The sequence below is a fragment of the Quadrisphaera sp. INWT6 genome (assembly GCF_015390235.1).
Classification (GTDB): Bacteria; Actinomycetota; Actinomycetes; order Actinomycetales; family Quadrisphaeraceae; genus Quadrisphaera.
In genome coordinates this window covers 106,629-126,792 of sequence record NZ_VUOH01000004.1, presented here as the reverse complement: position 1 = coordinate 126,792, position 20,164 = coordinate 106,629, and the positions used below count along the sequence as shown (strand labels likewise).

The window sequence follows — 20,164 nt, the reverse complement described above, 5'->3', positions numbered from 1 at the left end:
CGCCCGGCGCGGTCAGCGCTCTGGGTCCGGTCAGCGCTCTGGGCCCCGTCAGCGCTGGGCGCGGGCCAGCGCCTCGCGGACCGCGTCGGCGGGGCCCGGCTTCGCGGTGGTGAAGTCCTCACCGTCGGCGTACGGCCAGCCGTACGCCGGGCGACCGGGCTCGGAGCGCCAGCTCTCGGCCAGGTCGCCACCGTCGACGACGTCGTAGCCGAGGGTGTCGAGGAAGCGCGCGGCCGTGGCCTTGGCGGCGTCGTCGTCCCCGAAGACCGGCAGCGCGGTGCGCTCGGCGTCACCGGTGGGGCGGGCCAGCGACCGCAGCGACTCGGAGTAGATGTTGTTGAACGCCTTCACCACGGCCGAGCCGGCGAGGTGCTGCTGGGTGAGCGCGCTCGAGGTGGTGGACCCGTCGTCGAGGGCGGCGACCTGCCCGTCGCGCTGCGGGTAGTAGTTGCCGGTGTCGAGGACGACCTTGCCGGCCAGCGGCGCCGGGTCGACGTCGGTCGTCGCCTTCAGCGGGATGGTCAGGACGATGACATGACCGGCCTGCGCCGCCTCGGTCGCCGTCGCGGCACGGGCCTTCGGGCCCAGCTCGGCGACGAGGTCGGCCAGCGTCTCGGGACCGCGGGAGTTGGCGATGACGACGTCGAGGCCCGCGTCGACGGCGAGCTGGGCGACGGCCGAACCGATGCGACCTGCGCCGATGATCCCGACGGGGCTGGCGGTGCTGGCGGTCGGGCTGGGGCTGGTGGGCGCAGTGCTCATGCCGGAGGCAACAGCCGGCGACGCAGACGCGTTCCCCTCCCACCCGGAGGACACCCGGCGCGCCTGGCCCGGCCCTCGTCACGGCCCGCCTAGCGTCGCCGGTGACGGCGACGGAGCTGCAGGGGGACGACGTGGACGAGCACACCACCGATCTGGGGACAGCGCCCCGAGCTCCGTACAGCGCGGGCCGCGGCGCCGCGCGGCTGGCCGACCCCACCGCCCGGACGGTGCCGGTGCCGCGCCGGACCGCCGTGGACGCCGCCCCCTCCGTCTTCACCACCCCGGGCAGCAGCGGGCAGCCCCCGCGTGGCGACCAGCAGGCCCCGCGCAGGTGGCGCAAGCGCAAGTACCTGGCGGTGGCCGCCGCCTCGGGGCTGGCGGCGGTGGTGCTGGGCATCGGCGTCGGAGCGGTCGGTGGGTCGGCCGGTACCGCGGCTGCTGAGCAGCGCGCGGACGCCGCGACGCAGCGCGCCGAGCGGTCGGAGGCAGCCGCTGCGGACGCCCAGACCCAGCTGACAGCTGCCCAGCAGGCCGCTCAGGACGCGGTGCGCGCCCAGGAGCGGGCCGAGTCAGCCCTCGACGGCGCCCAGACCGCCGCCACCGACGCCGCAGCACAGGTGGCGGAGCTGCAGCAGCAGCTGACCGCGGCGCAGGCAGCGGCGAAGGGCGCCGCCAAGGCGTCGGGGTCGGGTTCGGGGTCCGGATCGACGTCGACGTCGACGTCGCGCAGCAGCGGGACCTCCGGCGAGAGCGCTGCCTCCACCCGCGAGGCCCCCGCCAGCTCGTCGACGTACTTCGCCAACTGCAGCGCCGCCCGCGCCGCGGGAGCCGCCCCCGTCCACGCCGGTGACCCCGGCTACAGCCGCAAGCTCGACCGCGACGGTGACGGGGTCGGCTGCGAGTGACGGTCCGGCGGTCAGCGGCGCCGTGGGAGGCTCCGGGCGTGAGCCCCGCTTGCGGCGCCGCTGCCGCCGTCCTCGCGCTGACCTCCTCGCTGGTGCTCGGCGGGTGCTTCGCCACCACGGGCTCCGTCGAGGCCGGGCCCGCCACCACCCTCACCACCTCGGCGCCGGCCGCTGACGCGCCGGGCGGCACCACGGGCGACGCGGCACCCGGGTCGGCGACGAGCACCGACCCGGCCGGCTACGCCGTGCTTGAGACGGACGAGACGACCGGCGCACCGATCACCTACAGCCCGTGCCGGCCCGTCCGGTACGTCACCCACCTCACCGGCGCACCCGACGGCGTCGAGGAGCTGGTCCAGCAGGCGGTCAACGTCATCGCCGCGGACACCGGCCTCACCTTCACCGACGAGGGCCCCACCGACGAGGTCCCCGACCCCGAGCGCGAGGCGCAGCTCGCCGCGTACGGCGACGACGCGTGGGCGCCGGTGCTCATCGCGTGGACCGACGACGCCGCGATCCCCGACCTCGCCGGCGACACCGTCGGGCTGGCGGGGAGCCAGGCGTACACCGGCTCCGAGGGGCGCAGCTCCTACGTCAGCGGAGACGTGATGCTCGACGGCCCGGACCTCAGCGACATCCTCGAGGGACCTGACGGCGAGGCGCAGGTGCGCGCCGTCGTCCTGCACGAGCTCGGCCACCTCGTGGGGCTCGACCACGTCGACGACCCGACCCAGCTGATGTTCGCCGAGGACAACCCCGAGGTCACCGAGCCCGCCGCCGGTGACCTGGCCGGTCTGGCGGCGACGGGTGCCGGTCCCTGCGTCGAGGACCTCGCCACCCCCTGAGGGGCGGCGCCCAGGTCGGGCGCGCACGATGGGCCGAGTGGGAGCCACCGCACGACCGTCCGCACCGCAGCACGCGCTCGAGCACCTCGACGTCGTCGTCATCGGTGCCGGCATCTCCGGCATCGGCGCGGGGCGCTACCTCGCCACCGACCTGCCCGGTACCTCGTTCGCGATCCTCGAGGCGCGCGGCGCTTCCGGCGGCACGTGGGACCTGTTCCGCTACCCCGGGGTGCGCTCCGACTCCGACCTGTCGACCTTCGGGTACGACTTCAAGCCCTGGCTCGACGACCAGGCCATCGCCGACGCCGCGCGGATCCTGCGGTACGTCCGCGAGGCGGCCACCGAGAACGGCCTCGACGAGAAGATCCGCTACCACCAGCGCGTGGTCGCGATGGCGTGGTCGAGCGAGACCGCCCGCTGGACGCTCACGGTGGAGCGCACCGACGACCAGCACGACACCGACCACTCCCCCGGGCAGGAGCGCGAGCGCTTCCAGCTCACCGCCGGGTGGGTCTTCGCCGGCACCGGCTACTACCGCTACGACGCCGGGTACACCCCCGAGCTGCCCGGCCTCGACAGCTTCGCGCGCACCCCGGGGAACGCCGTCGTCCACCCGCAGCACTGGCCGGCCGACCTCGACGTCACGGGGCGGCGGGTGGTGGTCGTCGGGAGCGGGGCGACGGCGATCACGATCGTGCCGGCGATCGCCGAGCAGGCCGCCCACGTGACGATGCTCCAGCGCACCCCGACGTACGTCATGCCCGTCTCGCGCGGAGACGCCCTGGCGGCACGGCTGCGGCGCGTCTTCGGTGACGAGCGCGGGGCGGCCCTGACCCGGCGCAAGAACATCGCCAAGCAGCGCGCGGTGTGGCGCTTCTGCCGGCAGCACCCGACAGCGGCGCGGGCGCTCTACCGGCGGGTGGTGACCAGGCAGCTGCCGGAGGGGTACGACGTCGCGAAGCACTTCGACCCCGCCGTACGACCCGTGGGACCAGCGCCTGTGCGCCACCCCGGACGGCGACTTCTTCGCCGCCCTCCGCAGCGGCCGCGCGTCGGTGGTGACCGACAGGATCGCCAGCTTCGACGCCACCGGGGTGCGGCTGGTCAGTGGTGAGCGCCTCGAGGCCGACGTCGTCGTCACCGCCACCGGGCTGCAGGTGCAGGTGTTCGGCGCCACCGACATCACCGTCGACGGCGAGCCGGTCGTCCTCACCGACCACCTCGCCTACAAGGGCATGATGCTGAGCGGGGTGCCCAACCTGGCGTTCGCCATCGGGTACACGAACTCCTCCTGGACGCTCAAGGTCGGGCTGCTCTGCGAGCACTTCGTGAAGCTGCTGCGGCACATGGCGGAGCACGGGTACGACACCGCGCGGCCCGTGCCCGCTGACCCGTCGATGCCGACGCGGCCCTTCCTCGACTTCGGCGCCGGGTACATCCAGCGCGCCGTCGACCACCTGCCGCGGCAGGGGAGCCGGCCGCCGTGGACGACGTCGATGGACTACCACTCCGACGTCGCCCTGCTCCGCTCCGGCAGCGTCACCGACCCCGAGCTGCAGCTGACGTCCAGCACCCGGCCCGACCCCGACCGCTTCGTGGACCTGCCCGCTGGTCCGCGGCTCTGCTACCGCGACTCAGCCGGCACCGGCTCGTCGGACACCCGCTCGTCGGGCGCGCAGGACGACGTCGGGCGCAGCGGCGAGGTGGTGCTGCTCGTCGCCGGGCTGGGCCAGGACCTGACGGCGTGGCCCGACGCCCTCGTCGACGGGCTCGTCGCTCGGGGTCTGCGGGTGGTGCGGTTCGACAACCGCGACGTCGGCCGCTCCGACCGCATCGCCGCTCCCCCACCGGGTCGCCTGCGGCAGCTGCTGCGCCGACCCCGCTCCGACGCGTACGACCTCGCCGACATGGCCGCCGACGCCGTCGGTCTGCTCGACCACCTCGGGGTGGAGCGCGCCCACGTGCTGGGGCAGTCGCTCGGCGGGATGGTCGCCCAGGTGGTCGCAGCGCGCCGTCCTGACCGGGTGGCGTCGCTGACGTCGGTCTACTCGACGACGGGCGCCGCCGGAGTCGGTGGCACCGCTCGCTCGACGCTCCTGCGCCTGCGGCACGCCCCGGCGCAGACCGTCGAGGAGGCGGTGGTCCGCCACGTCGGGATGATGCGCCACCTGTCCGGCCTCGGGTTCCCCCTCGACGACGCCGGCGTCGCCGCCGAGGAGGCCCGCGCTCGCGGGGCGTGGGAGCGCGGTGGCGGTCCGGCGTCGCGGGTGGGACCCGCGCGCCAGATCCAGGCGATCGCCGCCAGCGGTGACCGCACCGCCGAGCTGGGGCGCATCACCGCGCCGACGCTGGTGGTGAACGGCGACCGCGACGTCATGGTCGACCCGAGCGGTGGGCTCGCGACGGTGGCAGCGATCGCCGGGGCGCGGCACGTCGTCGTCCCCGGGATGGGCCACCACCTGGCGACCGGCCTGGTGGACCGGCTCGTGGAGCTGGTCGGTGACCACGTGGCGGCGGCCGCTGCCCCGAGCCCCCAGACCCCTCAGACCCCTCAGACCGACCTCGAAGGAGCGCAGCAGTGATGGCGAAGACCGGGCGCTGGCCGGGCACGGCAGCGAACAGCGTCAGCGGCAAGGTGTGCGTGGTGACGGGGGCGGGCTCCGGCATCGGTCGGGCGCTCGCGCTGGAGCTGGCCAAGCGCGGGGCGCGCCTGGCGCTGTCGGACGTGTCGGACGGCGGGCTCGCCGAGACCGCGGAGCGCGCCCGGGCGCTGGGGGCCGGGTCTCCCGGTCGGGGCGTGCACACCGCGCGCCTCGACGTGAGCGACCGGGAGGCGTTCTTCGCGTACGCGGAGTCCGTCGTCGACGAGCTCGGCGTCGTCCACCAGCTGTACAACAACGCCGGCGTGGCCAGCAGCGGGACCGTGCTGACCAGTGACTGGTCGGAGTACCAGCGCGTGCTGTCGATCAACCTCTTCGGCGTGATCCACGGGACGCAGGCCTTCCTGCCGCACCTCGTCGCCTCGGGTGACGGGCACGTGGTCAACGTGTCGAGCCTCAACGGGTTCATGGCGCAGGGCGGTCTGTCGGCGTACAGCGCGAGCAAGTTCGGTGTCCGGGGGTTCACCGAGGCGCTGCGGGCAGAGGTGCTCGCGGCGGGGCAGCCGGTGCGGGTGAGCGTGGTGCACCCGGGTGGGGTGAGGACGAGCATCGCGAGCTCGGCGATGGAGCACGCCAAGGCGTCCGGGCACCGCGTGACCGCCGAGGAGGAGGCGCAGCAGAAGCGGTACGACGAGAAGCTGCTGCGGATGCCGCCGGAGCAGGCGGCGCGGATCGTCGTCGACGGGGTGGAGGCGGGACGTCCGCGGATCCTCGTGGGGCGCGACGCGCAGCTCGTCGACGTGGTGGTCAGGCTGCTGCCGGCGCACTACCCGGCCCTGGTGGCGCGGCTCGGGAGGGCGTCCTCGAAGCGGTGATCGCCGCTGTGGCACCAGACGCCGGGGGGGTGCCACCGCGCGGCCCGACCGACCGGCCCGACCGAGCGGCCCGACCGAGCGAACGGTGTCACCCCGGCTCACCCGGCGGGGCACGCGTCGACACCGAGGGACCGACCGACCGAGGGACCGGCGTCACCGCCCGACCGACCGAGGGACCGGCGTCACCGCCCGACCGACTGAGCAGACGGCCTCACCGCCCGCCCCGACCGACCGAGCGGTGTCACCGGGCACCCCGCCCTGGGCCGTGCTGGGCCGTGCTGGGCCGTGCTGGGCAGAGCGGGCGGAGGGGGCGGAGAGTCAGCACCCCTGACACGAGACCGGGCGGGGCGCTCGGGCGGACCCTCAGCAGACGGGGCCCGGGACGGGATCGTGGCGGAGTCCGACGGCGACGGACCGCAGGACCGCTTCCACCCCGGGAGCCGCAGCGAGGAACCCACCTGGCGAGCACAGCCCGAGCGCCTGGAGCTCGGCGACGTGCTCGTGGACGACCCTGTCGACGTGCTCCGCCAGGAGGTCGCCAGGGCGCGTCGCGCTCCGAAGCCCCAGCACGCACGGCTGTCCCTCCCCGGCGGCGACCACCATGGTCGCGAGCGCGTGGCGCACGTCGTCACCGAGCAGGTGCTCGGCGGCCACGAGGCGGACGCTGCAGTCCAGAGCCGCTACTGCCACCTGGCTGCGGAGCCAGGTCCTCAGCACCGGGTCCGGGTCGGTCCACCCCGCACGGTCAGGGCCCAGCTCGAGCCGCTCACCCACCGTGGTGATCAGCCGCAGCTGGGCGCAGGCGATGGGGACCACCTGGGCGCGCCGGCGCCCGACACCGCTGCTCGACAGGAAGTGGACGCCCAACCGACCTTCGAGCTGGACCACCAGGTCTTCCTGGTCGTCCTCGTCGGCGGGAGGCGAGACGCCCTCACCGACCCAGTCGAGGTACTCACCCACCATCCGCACCAGCGGGAGCTCGTCGACGGCCCGCTGGAACGCGGGGTCCTCCGTCTCGCGGTGGAGCACGAGCTTCGCTGCGTCGTCAGCGACGAACGCCGTGGGCAGCCTCGTGACCGACGCACCGTCACCGGCGGTGCGCTGCTGCGGGATGCGGGCAGCAGCGACGCGACCGGCCGGCCGGCGAGTGGGCTGCTGACGTGGGCGGCGGTGGGGTTGCGAGCTCATGGCGCGACCTTCCCGCCGGTGGTGCGGTGTGGGAACGACCTCGCGCTCACCTGTGGACAGTGCGCCGACCGCCAGTGCCTGTGGGCGGAGCGGTGCCCCCACCTCAGGCCGCCGGGAGGTCGTCGAAGAGGAACGGCTCGTCAGTCGGTCCGTCGGACGGGACGTCGAACGGCTCGTCAGGTGGCCGGTCGGACGAGTCTCCGCAGGCGCTACCCGGTGGCTCGTCAGCGGCGCCGTCGGTCGCGCAGTCCCGAGCCCGGTCCGGAGCCCGGTCGCGAGCCCAGTCCCGAGCCCAGTCGACGGGCCATGCCGCTGGAGCAGCCCGAGCGGCCCCCGGACCACCGGTATTTCCGAGTCCGTCCGTCGGCCAGCCGACCCAGGCCGGCAGCACGTCAGCCAGCAGCGAGTGCACCCACAGCGGCAGCCCGCGGACGGTCGTCGAGCCCCCGCCGCCGTCCCCGTCCCCGCCGTCGCCGTTGCCGTCGGCGAGGTGCAGGTCGGTGTCGAGGAGTCGCTGCGGTGAGACCCGGTAGGTGTGGCCGGTCGGGGAGGTCCACCGGACGCCGTCGCCGGGTGACGGCTGCGGCGGCGACCCGTCGTCCGGCGGCGGACCGGTCCTGTCGACCGCGACGCTCCACCCGTGTCCGGGTCGAGCGTGCTCCCCCGCCTGCTTCAGCAGGTGCTCCACCTGCGCCAGCAGCTGCAGGTTGGTCGCCTCGGTCGGACCGCCGCACGGACGGCCCCCGCTCGTCGACACCCCACGGCTCGACGTGGTCGAGCTGCCCCTCACCGCGCGACCCGCGTCCTCCCAGGCCCACCGGCCGGGTCGACCCCGGCAGCGTCGAGCCGGCCCACCGCAGCGACACCAGCCGTGCCAACGACGTGCTCGGTCTCCACGCCCCCTCCTCGACACCGACCGCCGCACCGGTGGAGGGGTCGGCGAAGACGCGCCGCCACAGCCCATCAGCGGCGATCCGCAGCGCTGCCGCAGCACCCACCGGGCCGTACCCGGCGAGCTCGGCACCGACCGAGCTGACACCGGCGAGCACGGTCCACGGCAGCACCAGGTGGACGCTCGGCTTGGACGCCGCCGTCCGAGCGATCGGGTGCCAGGTGTCCGAGACGCCCGAGGTCTCCGAGATCTCCAGCGCCGCGGTGGCCCACTCGGCGAGCGCGGCGATGCGGTGCTGGTCGAGGGTGCCCACGGCGCCCCCGTCGAACGGACGGCCCTCCTCGGCGGCTGCGGCGCGCTCCGCGGCACGGGCGTCCGCCTGACGACGGCGGGCACGGGCGTCCATCGCCGAGTGATCAGCGCGATGGTCTCCACGGGACCGCGGAGCAGCAGGGCGGCCTGGTCGTCGTCCTCGTTCCAGCGCTGCGTGGAGCACGCCGCACGGGCCTTGGCCGCGCGCACCTGGGCGGCTGCCGCGTCGGCGCGGTGCACCGCCCGGGTCAGGCGTCGCTTCCACGCCCGCTTGGTCGGGCCGAGGCCCGCGCCCGCAGTGGGGCGGGTCGTCGGACCGGTAGCCGGATCGGGCGCGGCGTCCCCTCGGTCCGCGCCGTTCTGGTCCTCGCCGTCGTGGTCTTCACCGTCTCGGTCCTCACCGTCATCCTCACCACCGTCGCTGCCCCCGGCGAGCTCAGAGGCGGACTCAGAGGTGGGCTCAGGGCTGGGACCGGTCGGCCAGGTGGCGAACCCGGTGGCGCGCTCCAACAGCTCCTCCCGGACCCGGGCGACCACCTCGTCAGCGTGCTGGTCAGCGGCGGTCGTGGCCTCCGCCTCCACCTGCTCGCGGTCGGCGATGGCGCGTGCCTTCAGCTCCGCCCTCGTCGGCGCAGCAGCCCCCGAGGCGATGGCGGCGGCGTCCTGCTCGGCACGCTCGACCTCGAGCGCCGCCTCCCGCGCAGCGACCTCACGCTCCAACGCCCCCAGGTAGGCGGTGCCGCGCACAGCGGTCAACTCCTCGAGCAGCCACGTCCCCGCCCCGGCCGGCAGCGCTCCCCGCTGCCATCGCCGCCGCGACCTCGCGCTGGGCTCCGACGGCGGCGAGCCCCCGCTCGACCAGCGCGTCAGCCGCAGCACTCCCGATGCCGAGCCGCGCGGCGAGCTCCGAGGGTCCGGTGGACCGGACCCGCGTGGCCCACGGCCGCCCCTTGCCGTCAGCGGCGGTGGCAGCACGGGCGTCGGCGACGTCCTGCTCGGCCTCGGCCTGACGGCGCCTGGCGAAGACCCCCGCGAGCGCATCGCGCTGAGCGGTCAGGGCGGAGAGCTGCCGCTCGCACGCGGCAACGGCCTCGAGGAGCTCCGCGTCGGAGATGAGCCCGAGGGGCGAGTCGATGAGCGGCGGTCCGCTGTCGGCGACAGGCCCGTCAGCGTCGTCGACGACAGGACGGCACGCCGCCTCGACGTCGCGCCGGATCTCGCGCCAGAGGTCGCTGACAGCACGGACGAGGTCGACCCCGGGCACCAGCGCCGCCCACGCGAGCGCCACCTCGTCGGTGACGCCCTCCAGGCACGCCTCGGGCGGCAGATCCCGATGTGGCACGACGCCCAGCGCAGCGGCTCCGTCGAGCACCGGGCCGCCGTCCTCCAGCTCGACCGCGTCGAGGTGGTCCGCGCACCACTCGTCGATGAGCGCAGCGAGGCGCTCCTCGACGACGGAACCCGGGCTCGAACGCATGTACAGATCGAAGCACCCACCACCGACAACGCGGTCGCACGCCGGCGACCGCCGTCATCGCCCGAGCGAGCGGCCCCCCGCGCCGTCGTCCTCCAGGACGGCCGCGGCCGCCGGGACGCCACCCGCAGCCATGGCGGTCACCGCGGCGTCGAGCTGGCGCTGCCACTCGCGCGACTGCTCGTCGGCGCGCTGGCGAGCACGACGCCAGCGGGGTGGGTGCTCAGCCGCCAGGGGATGCTCGCGACCAGGTCGTCGAGGACGTGGACGACGTCATCTGCCTCGACGTCACCATCTCCGCCACCCCAGCCGTCGTCCGGCCAGAGCACCCGGACCAGCCAGCGCGCGTCGCGCCGCCCGGCCACCACCTGCTGCGCGCACCACGCGGCAGCGGAGCGGCGGGGCCTGGCGACGACGTGCGCGGCTCCGAGCTCGGCCAGGACCTCGGGCCACAGGTCGCTCACCTCGGGCTCGTCACCGCGCAGGCCGGCAAGCTCGTCCGTGCACGCACCACCCAGCCCGCCGGCGACCCAGTGCGCCGCCCACACCGGCCTGACGCGCGGGTCGACGAGCTCGAGCGCGACCAGCGCTGCACCCAGCTCCGGCTCGGGGACGGCGTCGACCACGCCGCCAGCCTGGCAGGTCAGCACCGGCGTGTCAGCGCTGTTGCCGGTGCTCGTGCGTCACCGTGACGGCAGGGCACCGCTCGCCCACCGGGCTCCGCAGGCGCGGCACGCGGCGTCGGTCACGGCTCGCGGTGCGTCCTCACGGCGAGCGCGCTCGCGGCGGGCGCGGTCGCGCCGGGACGACGGCGGAGGGTGCCCCATGACGAGCCTGACGCCCTCCCGGCGGCCGCACCCCGGGCAGGTGAGCGGCGCAGCCATCGCTCCATGGTGCCCCGCGAGCGCGGTCAGGGGGCGACGAGAGGTCCGACGGCGTTCATCCACGACGACGCACCGACCAGCGCCGCGACAGCGCCGGCCAGCAGCACGAGACGGCGCGGCGCCTTCGACGCCGGCTTCGGCGCAGCTCGCCGCCCCTTGGGGCGTGTGCGCGCTGGGCGCCGTCCAGGACGCTGCCCGGCACGGGGTGCCTTCGCCCGCGGCGACGCGGCGGCCGTCGTGAGGAGCTCCGGCGACTCCGCCCCGCCGAGCTCACGGCGCAGGTGGTCGGCGATGTCGCGCACCTCGTCGTCAGCGAGCCACGGCTGGAGGCCGCGGAGCCAGTCGGTCAGGCTCGCGTCACCCAGGACGACGACGCCCTCGCGCGTCGTCGCGGGGACCAGCTGCTGACCGGTGAAGCAGAGGACACCCGCCACGGTGGTCCGGTGCTGGGGCGGGAGCACGGCCGCGACGGCTGCGGTCATCATCGCCGCGTCGCGGCTGGCGGACGAGCGTGGCGTGCCGCTCACCTGCAGCACCCCGTCGAGCCGCACGGCCACGGGCGCGGACCAGTTCTTGGTGTCGACGACCACGACGCCACCGGGCCCGACGAGGACGTGGTCGAGGTTCGCCCTCTTGCGACCGGGCCAGTGGAGGTCGTGCAGCGCGACCCATCCGGCGTCGCCCAGTCCGTCGAGGAGAGCACCGACCAGGCGCTCCCCGTCAGGCCCGTGCGCCAGCGGTGGAGGTTCTGCTCCAGCCCGAAGATCTGGTGCTGGAGGCCGGCGAGCTCCTCGCGCTTCTGCGCCAGCCGCCGCTCCAGGACGTCGACCCGCTGCGCGGCGCCCGCACCGGCGACGCGGTCGCCGCCCTGCGGACTGTGAGTGACCCCCGTGGTGTCATGCATGCACTCACCGTGACAGTGATCACCTAGGGCAACTAGGGCGTGTCTGAGCGATCACGCTGCGTTCGGGGTACTACCCCCACATGGCAGCTGACCGCCACGACCTCCCCGACGCCCAGTGGCACCTGCTCGAACCGCTGCTACCCGACCGCACCCCACGCCGCGGCGGCCGCTGGGCCGACCACCGGCCCGTCATCGACGGGGTCATCTGGCGGGTCCGCACCGGCTCACCATGGCGAGACCTACCGGCGGCCTACGGTCCCTGGCAGCGTTGTCGACTCCGTCTACGACCGCCATCGACGCTGGTCAGCTGACGGCACATGGGAGAAGGTCCTGGACGCGCTGCGCACCGAGTGCGACCTGGACCTCACTGCGCAGGAGGGTGAGTGGGTGGTGTCCATCGACTCCTCGATCATGCGCGCTCACCACGACGCCGCCGGCGCCAGAGGTGAACCACCACGCGACGTGCCGCCCGAGCGCCTGGCCGCGCAGGTCCCACCCAGCCCCCGGGAACGGGGGCGTTCGGGGGGTCAACACCGGACACCTCGACCCGGAAGCCGCCAGGCGCCAGGCCAGCCGTGAGCGAGAGGGCCTGGGGCGGTCCCGCGGTGGCCTGAGCAGCAAGGTGCACCTGCTCGCCGACGCCCGCTGCCGTCCCCTGGTGTGCGCGGTCAGCCCCGGCCAGCGCGGGGACACGTTGGCCTACCCGGTCCTGATGGGCCGGCTTCGCATCCCTCGAAGCGGGTGCGGGCGCCCGCGCACCCGACCGGACCGGGTGATGGGTGACAAGGCCTACTCCAGTCGTCCAGTGCGCGCTGACCTGCGCCGTCGTCACATCACCGCGACGATCCCGGTGCCAGATGACCAGGCCGGTCACCGGCGCAAGCGCGGGTCGCGCGGGGGTCGTCCGTACGCCTTCGACGCGGAGGCCTACAAGGGCCGCAACGTCGTGGAGCGGACGTTCGCCAAGCTCAAGGACAACCGGGCGTTCGCGATGCGTACCGACAAGCGGGGGTACATCTTCGCCGGGACGGTGGCGGTGGCGGCGCTGCGGATCTGGCTGCGGGACCTCACTCGGCGAGATCCGTCAGACACGCCCTAGTGTCTGTTGGGGCCACCACCCGTACGGACGGGCGCCCCACCGGACCGCAGCAGCGGCCGGTGAGGCGCCCGTCAGCCGGCGGGACGCTCAGAGACCGACCTGGCTGACGCCGAACTCGGCCTGCTCGCGCGTGTAGCCCTCGAACTGCAGCTGGTCGATCAGACCCGATCGGGAGAAGCCCGTGTACTCGAGGTAGCTCTCCGCCTTCTTCGCGGCCTGGGCGTTGTAGTCGATCGCGAGCCCGTCGACGGCCCACGTCGCGTCGTCGGTCGAGAAGCCCTCGAACTCGAGCTGGTCGATGAGACCGGACCGCGAGAACGCCGTGTACTCGAGGTAGCTCTCGGCCTTCCGGCGCGCGTTCTGCTGGGAGACGGTGCCCCTGGCCGCCTCAGCGGCAGCCGCCGCCTCCGCCGCCGCGGCGTCCTGCTCGGCCTTCACGCGGTCGGCCTCGGCCTTGGCGGCCGCGTCGGCCTCCTCCTTCTGGCGCTGCGCCTCGGCGACCGCCGGGTCGACGGTCTCCTCGACCGGCTCGGCCGACGGGGTCTGCGACGGCGCCTCGACGGCGGTCGACACCGGCCGTGCGCTGGAGGCGGTGTCGCTGCTGCCTCCCGCCGCCCCGGCGATGAGCGCGATGGTGACGACCAGCGACGTCAGCGCCGCCACAGCGCCCAGGACGACGCCGGCGATCGCGGCGCCGCCACCCACCCCCTGTCCGCGGGCGACGAGGCCGCGGGCCCGCAGCCCGAGCCAGACGGCCAGGCCGCCGACGACGAGCCCGACCACCGGCACCCACCCGATGACGAAGCCCGCGATCCCGAGGACCAGGGGCAGGACGCCCTTGTTCTGCCCCGCGGGCGGCGGCGGGCCACCGGCGTACGGCGGCGGGTAGCTCTGGGTGGGCTGCGACATGGGGTCCTCGATCTCTGACGAGGGCGCTGCGCGCTGCTCGAGATCCCCCCGTGCGCCCGAGCAGCTCCCAGTGGACGTGCGCGAGCGCGCACGGGCTCTCCGCCATGACCGGCGCGGTGACCGGGACGACGGGGAGGAGTGGAAGCGCGGACCAGCCCCTGGAGCGTCTTCTTCGCCGCCTCGGCCTGACCGCTCAGGGAGCGTCCGCCGCTGGCACGGTCCCGTCAAGGTGCCGCGGGTGACAGGTCACCCGGCTGCCGATGACGTCCCCCGAGGCGTCTCAAATGCCGCGACAGGCCGACATGCGGTCTGCGAGCTCGCGGTGGTGCAGCGGTTCGCCTGCGAGGCGCAGCACCGAGGCCCACCCCGGGTCACCTCGAAGCGCCAGGACTGAGGACCGCGGCCCTCGGGCTGACTCAGTTGCGTTGAGGCGAGGGGATCGGGCGTGCAGAGCTGGGGGTTAAGTCAGGTCACGGCCCCTCCGGCACTCCGCGGCTCCGTCGCCTCGTCCGCAGCCACTCGACGTACAACACGCTCGCTAGTTCCAGCACACCCGGCGGCTCCATCGCCGCTTCGCCGAGGCTCAACAGGACGCTCAGGGGAAGAGCTCCCCGCACAGCTGAGAGGCCACTCAGCAGCCGCTGGAGCTCCTCCTCGTGGTGGAGAGCTCGTTGAGGGTCGAGGGCGGCCTCGCGCTTGGCGTCAGACAGTGCTCGCGTGAAGGAGCGCGCAGACCAGGAGACGTATCTCGCCGTCGCAACAGGGGTGTCGACGCGCACTCCGAAGGTCAGTCCTTCTCGAAACGCTGTGGACCGGTCGACCGCACTCAGAGGAATCGAGATGCGCCCCGTGACCCTGTTGAAGCGGTGCGAAGAGAAGATGACGCGACACGTCGTCACGTACAGCTTGCCTCCGACCGACTCCTTGATAGTGCCCATGAGCAAGGCGACCAGGTGCTCATGATGGGGAAGTCGGGCAGCTTGTAGTCAGCAGGGTCGATGATCGCGTTAGCGGCTCCGCGATACAAGATGTGCTCGCCCGGCAAGAGCGGACCGGTCTTCATGAGGCCTTCAGCTGTCCACGGCGACGTAGCGGCAGGCCGCCGAGATCCGTCATCAGGCGCTCGCGGCTGAAGCCGTCTGGACGACGTCGGCCGGCATGGCGCGCTGCAGCTTCCACGTGATCGCCATCGGCCGCTCCCCGCGGTGCTCGACATACGCCGCCGGCCCGAGGCACATGAACGGCGGCGTCCCCATCTCCCCCTTCGGCGCCTCGCGCGTGAACAGCACGACGTGAGATCCAGTCGCCTCGTGCTCCACGTACCGCCGCCCCGTCGGTGACTCCGGCGACGTCGCGTTCTGGCTCTCCCAGTGGAAGAGCCTCGGCGAGAGCGCGTAGTCGCGGTACATCGTCGTCGGGGTGAAGGCGCGCTCGTCCTTGCGGAGGTTGATGAGCAGCGCGTCGACGGCGGTCGGCTCGCACCAGGCGACACCGCTGACGTGCCCGGCCGTCGAACGCGTCTCGTTCGCGTAGTCGAAGCCCGCGAGCAGCTCGTCGCGTCGGTACGTCGCGTGGCTCAGCACCGGCAGGTGTGCCAGGGCAGCGCTGAGCGGCTTCGGCACGTGCCGTGCCCGTTCCACCGCCCCGGCCATCAGCTGCTGCACCTCCGCGACGACGGCGGGGTGCTGCCGCAGGTGCTCGAAGCCCGCCTCGTAGAAGGCGAAACCGCCGCGGTTCGGCCACAGCGTGAAGAACAGCATCCGCGCGAGCCGCCGCTCGCGGTCGCTCAGTGCCTCGTACGGAGTCGCTCCCGGCGCCACGAGCCGCGCGTAGGCGGAAGCTCGCTCGGCGTCGTCCACGTGCACCAGGGTCGCCACCCGCTTGAGCAGCGCGGCCTCCCCCGGCCCGCCCGTCGGCGTCTCGACGCCGGCGGCCCGCAGCAGCGCCGTCCACCCGCCGTAGGTGCCGCGGTCGCGGTAGACGTCAGCGACCTCGCGCCCACTCCCCTCGAGGTACTCCTGCAGCGTCGGCGCTTCCCCGCCGCTGACGTACGAGCGGACGTCAGCCAGGAGGTCCTTCTTGGCCATCAGCAGTGACGTGCGCACGTTGGAGAGCACGATCTGCTGGCTCACGGCGTCGAGCACCAGCTGCGACCCGGGCGGCAGGTAGGGGAAGCCCTGCTCGAGCTGGCTCTCGAGCTGCGAGCGCGTCGTCCCGGTGAGAGCGCGGTAGCGGACGTCGAAGCGGTACTCGGCGCGGTGCTGCCCGATGAAGTCGAGCACCGTCAGCACCGCCTTGTTCGGCGCACGCCGCAGGCCACGACCCAGCTGCTGGAGGAAGACCGTCGACGACTGCGTCGGCCGCAGGAGCAGGAGCGTGTCGACGTCGGGGACGTCGAGTCCCTCGTTGAACAGGTCGACGGCGAAGAGGCACCGCACCACGCCGTCCTTCAGCGCGCGGAACGCCTGCTCCCGCTCGTGCGCCGGCGTGCCGCCGTGGACGGCGAGCGCGGGAATGCCGTCCGCGCTGAAGCGCCGAGCCATGTACTGGGCGTGCGCCACCGAGACGCAGAAGCCGAGCGCTCGCATCGAGTCGACGTCGGTGACGCGATCGCGCAGCGTCCTGAGCACGATCCGGGTGCGGGCGTCGTTGCCCGTGTAGGCGTCGGAGAGCGCGTTGACGTCGTAGGCGCCGCGCTCGTAGGCGACCCGCGTCAGGTCCGTGCCGTCGTGGACGCCGAAGTAGTGGAACGGGCACAGCAGGTCGGCCTCGAGCGCTGTCCACAGGCGCAGCTCGAAGGCGGTGCGTCCGTCGAAGAACTCGCGGACGTCCTTGCCGTCGCCGCGCTCCGGCGTCGCCGTCAGCCCCAGCAGCTCCACCGGCTGCAGGTGGTCCATGAGCCGCCGGTAGCTGGAGGCGTCGGCGTGGTGGAACTCGTCGACGACCACGACGTCGAACCGCTCGGGGGCGAGCGCCTCCAGCTGCGTCGCACCGAGCGACTGGATGCTGGCGAAGACGTGCCGCCACGCCGTCGCCCGGTGCTCGCCGACGTGCAGCTCCCCGAACGCGCCGTCCTTCAGCACCTCGCGGTAGGTGCGCAGCGACTGCTCGAGGATCTCCTTGCGGTGGGCGACGAACAGCAGCCGCGGCTCTCCCCTCCGCTCCAGGGCCCACTGCTCGCGGATCCGCCGGAAGTCCAGCGCGGCGACGACTGTCTTGCCCGTCCCGGTGGCGGCGACGACGAGGTTGCGGTGCCGGTCGTGGACGGTCCGCTCGAGGTCCAGCGCCTCCAGGATCTCCACCTGGTGAGGACGCGCCTGCACGTCGAGTCCGGAGACGGGCACGACGAGCGTGGTGCGCGGACCGCCGCCCTGCTCGGCCAGCGCGCGGTCGAGCAGCTCGGCGTCGCGATCCGGGTCGTAGTCGAGGAACGCGGCGTCGTTCCAGTACGTGTCGAACGTCGCCTCGAACTTGCGGACCAGCGTCGGCGTCGCCACCGACGCGATGCGGACGTTCCACTCCAGGCCGTCGACCAGCGCCGACTTCGACAGGTTCGAGCTGCCGACGTACCCGGTGTCGAAGCCCGACCCGCGGCGGAAAAGCCACGCCTTCGCGTGCAGCTTGGTGCTCTGCGTCTCGTAGCGGACCTTGACCTGCGCGCCGTACCGGCGGACCAGCGCGTCGAGCGCCTTGCGCTCGGTGGCGCCGCAGTAGGTGGTGGTGATGACGCGCAGCGGGCGCCCGCGCTCGGCGAGCTCGGTCAGGGAGTCTTCGAGGACGCGGATGCCGTGCCAGCGGACGAAGGCGCACAGCAGGTCGACGTGGTCCGCGCTCGCCATCTCGGCACGCAGCTCGGCCCCGAGGTTGGGCTCGCCGTGGCTGTTGGTCAGCAGGGCGACGTCGGACAGCGGCGTCACCGGACGCTGCCGCGGCCAGCCCTCCCCCAGGCCGGTGAGCCGGAGGGCCAGGAGCTGCTCGATCTGGCTGACGTGGTCGTCCGCGGGGGCGCCGACGAGGTCGAGGACGCGGTTGACGACGGCGGCGCGCTGCTCCGGCTTGGTAGCGACCAGCGCGCGCTGGACGGCGAGGGCGACGTGCCGGGCGAGGACGTCGGGCGCAGCCGCATCGGGGACAACGCCGTGCTCGGCGACGAGGTCTGAGGCTTCGAGCGCGTGCGCGAGCCGCTGGGTGAGGAGGGCCTCGTAGGCACCGGGCGGCGTCGCGGCGGTCACGCTCCGCAGCTTCACACGGCGACGTCAGTCGAACGGGAGTTTCCGTCCGGCTCTTCAGCATCCGCTGACCGGGCTACCGTGCCTGACGCGGCCCGACAGGCTTCCTCACCGGCTGTGCCGGTGCCTGGACACGCTTCCACCCGCACGACTCGCTTCGTGCTGCCCTGGGGGAAGTCCACGTGCCGCTGGTTCGGACGTCGGCGTCGTCACTGCTGATCGACGCTGGTACAGACTCGTTCATCGAGAAGATGCTGCAGGCGGGCATCCACGCGCGCCTCGGTCGAGCCTCGCCTGCCGAGCAGGCGTCGTGGCGTTCCAGCCTGCCGGTCCTGGCTCGAGACCTCGCTGACGCGGGGCTGGGGCAGGTCGAGGTGCTCATCGAGCACACGCTGCCGCTGACGAGCAAGCGCGCTGACGTCGTCCTGGCCGGCGTGCACCCGCAGACGCGCCAGCCGTCGTACGTCGTCGTCGAGCTCAAGCAGTGGTCTCGGGCGAGCACGTTCGAGGGAGACCCCCACCTCGTCGACGTCGCCGGGATGCCGGGCGGGCCAAAGCTGCACCCGGTGGCCCAGGTGCGCGGCTACTGGGAGTACATGACTGACTTCCTCGTGGCGATCGCTGACCAGCCCGACGCCCTCGTCGGAGCCGCTTACCTCCACAACGCCCTCGACCCCCTCGCGGTGCGAGACCTCGAGACCTACCCCATGGATGCGCGCGGTCGGCTCTTCACCGGCGCCGACCGTGGCTCCTGGTTGGACTTCCTGCGATCCCGGCTGGACCCCAGCGTGAGCGGCGTCGCCAGTGCCGACCACCTGATGACATCTCGGGTGGCTCCGAGCAAGCAGCTGCTCGCCGTGGCCGCCGACGAGGTGCGCGAGCGCGAGCAGTTCCGCCTGCTGGACGAGCAGGCGCTGGCCGTCCGCCTCGTCCACCACGAGGTGCGCGCCAGCCGCGCGTCGGACCACAAGCGCGTCGTCGTGGTGAGCGGTGGACCGGGCAGCGGCAAGAGCGTCATCGCGCTGTCCCTGCTCGGCGAGCTCGCCCGCGAGCAGCGGACGGTGCTGCACGCTACGGGCTCGCAGTCGTTCACGCAGACGATGCGGCGAGTGGTCGGCAAGGGCTCGACCCGGACCAAGAACCTCTTCCAGTACTTCAACAGCTTCATGTCAGCGGAGAAGAACGGGCTCGACGTCCTGGTCCTCGACGAGGCGCACCGCATCCGGCTGACGTCAGCGAATCGGTGGACCAAGGCGCAGGACCGGACGGGACGGGCCCAGGTCGACGAGCTGCTCGACGCCGCTCGCGTGCCCGTCTTCCTCCTCGACGAGCACCAGGTGGTGCGCCCTGGGGAGATGGGGTCGCTTCACGAGATCACGTCGCACGCCGAGGCGGCTGGCTTCGAGGTGGTGCACGTCAACCTCGACGGGCAGTTCCGGTGCGGTGGCTCTGAGGTCTACCTCGACTGGGTGCTGCGGCTGCTGGGTCTGCGCGAGGGCGGTCCGGTTCCATGGACCGGAGACGCCCAGTCACCGTTCGAGGTGCGGGTCGCTGACAGCCCGGAGGAGATGGAAGCGTTCCTCGCCGAGAAGCGTCAGGAGCGGGACGGCAAGCCGGGTTACAGCGCGCGCATGGCGGCGGGGTACTGCTGGCCGTGGTCCGACCCTGTCGACGGTCAGCTGGTGCCCGACGTGCAGATCGACTCGTGGGCGCGACCGTGGAACGCGAAGGGTGAACGCCGTGTCGGCGACGCACCACCGTCGGCGCTGTGGGCGACGGAGGACGGCGGCTTCGGACAAGTCGGCTGCGTCTACACGGCGCAGGGCTTCGAGTACGACTGGTCAGGAGTGATCCTCGGCCCTGACTTGGTCTGGCGCGAAGGGCATTTGACCACGGTGCGGTCAGCCAACAAAGACCCCATGTTCCGGAGTGCCAAGTCCGTGGACGACGCGGCGTTCGACCGCCTGATTCGTAACACCTATAAGGTCCTACTGACCCGCGGCATGGTCGGCGCAGTCATCTACTCCAGCGATACTCAAACCCGTGACGCCCTAGAGAAATTGGTCATGGAGCGCCAATAGAGCGCAGTATGCGTTTCTTGCGCGGAGACATTCGACAACCCCAGGACGCCAGGATGCTCACGCACCCAACGATCTAGGCCGAGCACACAGAGGGTGTCGAGACGCGCCACTTTCTAGAAGACTTGAGAGTGACAACCTTCAAGGGTCAATTCCATTCCACTGGGCAGCCGCGTCTTTACGCAACAAGGATATACTTCGTTGACGA

General features: G+C 73.2%; 17 protein-coding genes and 2 pseudogenes. 9 read left to right on the top strand and 10 right to left on the bottom strand.

The genetic code is table 11. From position 1 onward, the window contains the following. Window positions 1-48 precede the first annotated feature (48 nt). Window positions 49-762 carry an NADPH-dependent F420 reductase gene (locus tag F1641_RS12965; RefSeq protein WP_194906224.1) on the bottom strand — a complete coding sequence of 238 codons (714 nt, stop codon included), beginning with the start codon at window positions 760-762 and terminating at the stop codon, window positions 49-51. Window positions 763-863: 101 nt separating this feature from the next. Between F1641_RS12965 and F1641_RS21640 the strand changes: the two genes are divergently transcribed. The 5 genes and pseudogenes from F1641_RS21640 to F1641_RS12945 all read left to right on the top strand — a co-directional run bounded on the left by F1641_RS21640 (window position 864) and on the right by F1641_RS12945 (window position 5,987). Beyond that, the gene (locus F1641_RS21640) at window positions 864-1,667 is read left to right on the top strand and encodes an excalibur calcium-binding domain-containing protein (RefSeq protein WP_309225595.1); all 804 of its coding nucleotides are present in this window, start codon (window positions 864-866) and stop codon (window positions 1,665-1,667) included. Window positions 1,668-1,705: 38 nt separating this feature from the next. Beyond that, window positions 1,706-2,512 carry a matrixin family metalloprotease gene (locus F1641_RS23295; RefSeq protein ID WP_194906223.1) on the top strand — a complete coding sequence of 269 codons (807 nt, stop codon included), beginning with the start codon at window positions 1,706-1,708 and terminating at the stop codon, window positions 2,510-2,512. 28 nt (window positions 2,513-2,540) lie between these two features. After that, window positions 2,541-4,077, top strand: a pseudogene (locus F1641_RS19980) (flavin-containing monooxygenase); the annotation flags it as partial. Next, on the top strand, window positions 4,072-5,094 hold the full coding sequence (locus F1641_RS19975; protein WP_375541492.1) for an alpha/beta fold hydrolase: 1,023 nt from the start codon (window positions 4,072-4,074) through the stop codon (window positions 5,092-5,094). The pseudogene F1641_RS19980 and the gene F1641_RS19975, both read left to right, overlap by 6 nt. Next, window positions 5,094-5,987 (top strand): SDR family oxidoreductase, encoded by an 894-nt coding sequence (locus F1641_RS12945; protein ID WP_194906898.1) that lies wholly within the window; start codon window positions 5,094-5,096, stop codon window positions 5,985-5,987. The genes F1641_RS19975 and F1641_RS12945 overlap by 1 nt, the downstream gene beginning before the upstream one ends. Window positions 5,988-6,350: 363 nt before the next feature. Here the strand turns inward: F1641_RS12945 and F1641_RS12940 are convergent, their stop codons facing one another. Beyond that, entirely contained in the window at window positions 6,351-7,175 is an 825-nt protein-coding gene (locus F1641_RS12940; RefSeq protein WP_194906222.1) for a hypothetical protein, read from the bottom strand. A gap of 103 nt (window positions 7,176-7,278) precedes the next feature. Continuing rightward, on the bottom strand, window positions 7,279-7,932 hold the full coding sequence (locus F1641_RS12935) for a hypothetical protein (protein WP_194906220.1): 654 nt from the start codon (window positions 7,930-7,932) through the stop codon (window positions 7,279-7,281). A gap of 356 nt (window positions 7,933-8,288) precedes the next feature. Between F1641_RS12935 and F1641_RS12930 the strand changes: the two genes are divergently transcribed. Continuing rightward, complete coding sequence (locus tag F1641_RS12930) at window positions 8,289-8,450, top strand: hypothetical protein (protein WP_194906219.1); 162 nt, start codon at window positions 8,289-8,291, stop codon at window positions 8,448-8,450. Between the two features lie 638 nt (window positions 8,451-9,088). On the opposite strand, the gene F1641_RS12925 is transcribed toward F1641_RS12930, so the two are convergent. The 3 genes from F1641_RS12925 to F1641_RS12915 form a co-directional block, all read right to left on the bottom strand. Continuing rightward, on the bottom strand, window positions 9,089-9,856 hold the full coding sequence (locus F1641_RS12925; protein WP_194906218.1) for a hypothetical protein: 768 nt from the start codon (window positions 9,854-9,856) through the stop codon (window positions 9,089-9,091). 137 nt (window positions 9,857-9,993) lie between these two features. Beyond that, complete coding sequence (locus F1641_RS12920; protein WP_194906217.1) at window positions 9,994-10,479, bottom strand: hypothetical protein; 486 nt, start codon at window positions 10,477-10,479, stop codon at window positions 9,994-9,996. Window positions 10,480-10,763: 284 nt separating this feature from the next. Continuing rightward, the gene (locus tag F1641_RS12915; protein WP_194906897.1) at window positions 10,764-11,474 is read right to left on the bottom strand and encodes an NERD domain-containing protein; all 711 of its coding nucleotides are present in this window, start codon (window positions 11,472-11,474) and stop codon (window positions 10,764-10,766) included. 2 nt (window positions 11,475-11,476) lie between these two features. Between F1641_RS12915 and F1641_RS12910 the strand changes: the two genes are divergently transcribed. Both F1641_RS12910 and F1641_RS12905 read left to right on the top strand, forming a co-directional pair. Beyond that, window positions 11,477-11,668 (top strand): hypothetical protein, encoded by a 192-nt coding sequence (locus F1641_RS12910; protein ID WP_194906216.1) that lies wholly within the window; start codon window positions 11,477-11,479, stop codon window positions 11,666-11,668. A gap of 53 nt (window positions 11,669-11,721) precedes the next feature. Further along, window positions 11,722-12,740, top strand: a pseudogene (locus F1641_RS12905) (IS5 family transposase). 87 nt (window positions 12,741-12,827) lie between these two features. Here F1641_RS12905 and F1641_RS12900 read toward each other — a convergent pair. The 4 genes from F1641_RS12900 to F1641_RS19970 form a co-directional block, all read right to left on the bottom strand. Continuing rightward, window positions 12,828-13,649: an Ltp family lipoprotein gene (locus F1641_RS12900; protein ID WP_194906215.1), complete on the bottom strand. Its 822-nt coding sequence runs from the start codon at window positions 13,647-13,649 to the stop codon at window positions 12,828-12,830. 470 nt (window positions 13,650-14,119) lie between these two features. Next, window positions 14,120-14,587 (bottom strand): hypothetical protein, encoded by a 468-nt coding sequence (locus tag F1641_RS12895; protein WP_194906214.1) that lies wholly within the window; start codon window positions 14,585-14,587, stop codon window positions 14,120-14,122. Window positions 14,588-14,764: 177 nt separating this feature from the next. After that, window positions 14,765-17,881 carry a DUF3427 domain-containing protein gene (locus tag F1641_RS12890; RefSeq protein ID WP_194906213.1) on the bottom strand — a complete coding sequence of 1,039 codons (3,117 nt, stop codon included), beginning with the start codon at window positions 17,879-17,881 and terminating at the stop codon, window positions 14,765-14,767. Window positions 17,882-18,087: 206 nt separating this feature from the next. Next, on the bottom strand, window positions 18,088-18,441 hold the full coding sequence (locus tag F1641_RS19970; protein ID WP_206691164.1) for a hypothetical protein: 354 nt from the start codon (window positions 18,439-18,441) through the stop codon (window positions 18,088-18,090). A 3-nt stretch (window positions 18,442-18,444) separates the two neighbouring features. Between F1641_RS19970 and F1641_RS12885 the strand changes: the two genes are divergently transcribed. Beyond that, window positions 18,445-19,959, top strand: coding sequence for a DUF2075 domain-containing protein (locus F1641_RS12885; RefSeq protein ID WP_206691163.1), 1,515 nt, complete (start codon window positions 18,445-18,447; stop codon window positions 19,957-19,959). Window positions 19,960-20,164 lie beyond the last annotated feature (205 nt).

Bases quoted from the DNA above. Each gene is read 5' to 3' on its own strand.
- F1641_RS12965 (WP_194906224.1), bottom strand. From the start codon at position 762: ATGAGCACTGCGCCCACCAGCCCCAGCCCGACCGCCAGCACCGCCAGC.
- F1641_RS12940 (WP_194906222.1), bottom strand. From the start codon at position 7,175: ATGAGCTCGCAACCCCACCGCCGCCCACGTCAGCAGCCCACTCGCCGG.
- F1641_RS12895 (WP_194906214.1), bottom strand. From the start codon at position 14,587: ATGGGCACTATCAAGGAGTCGGTCGGAGGCAAGCTGTACGTGACGACG.
- F1641_RS12945 (WP_194906898.1), top strand. From the start codon at position 5,094: ATGGCGAAGACCGGGCGCTGGCCGGGCACGGCAGCGAACAGCGTCAGC.
- F1641_RS12925 (WP_194906218.1), bottom strand. From the start codon at position 9,856: ATGCGTTCGAGCCCGGGTTCCGTCGTCGAGGAGCGCCTCGCTGCGCTC.
- F1641_RS12900 (WP_194906215.1), bottom strand. From the start codon at position 13,649: ATGTCGCAGCCCACCCAGAGCTACCCGCCGCCGTACGCCGGTGGCCCG.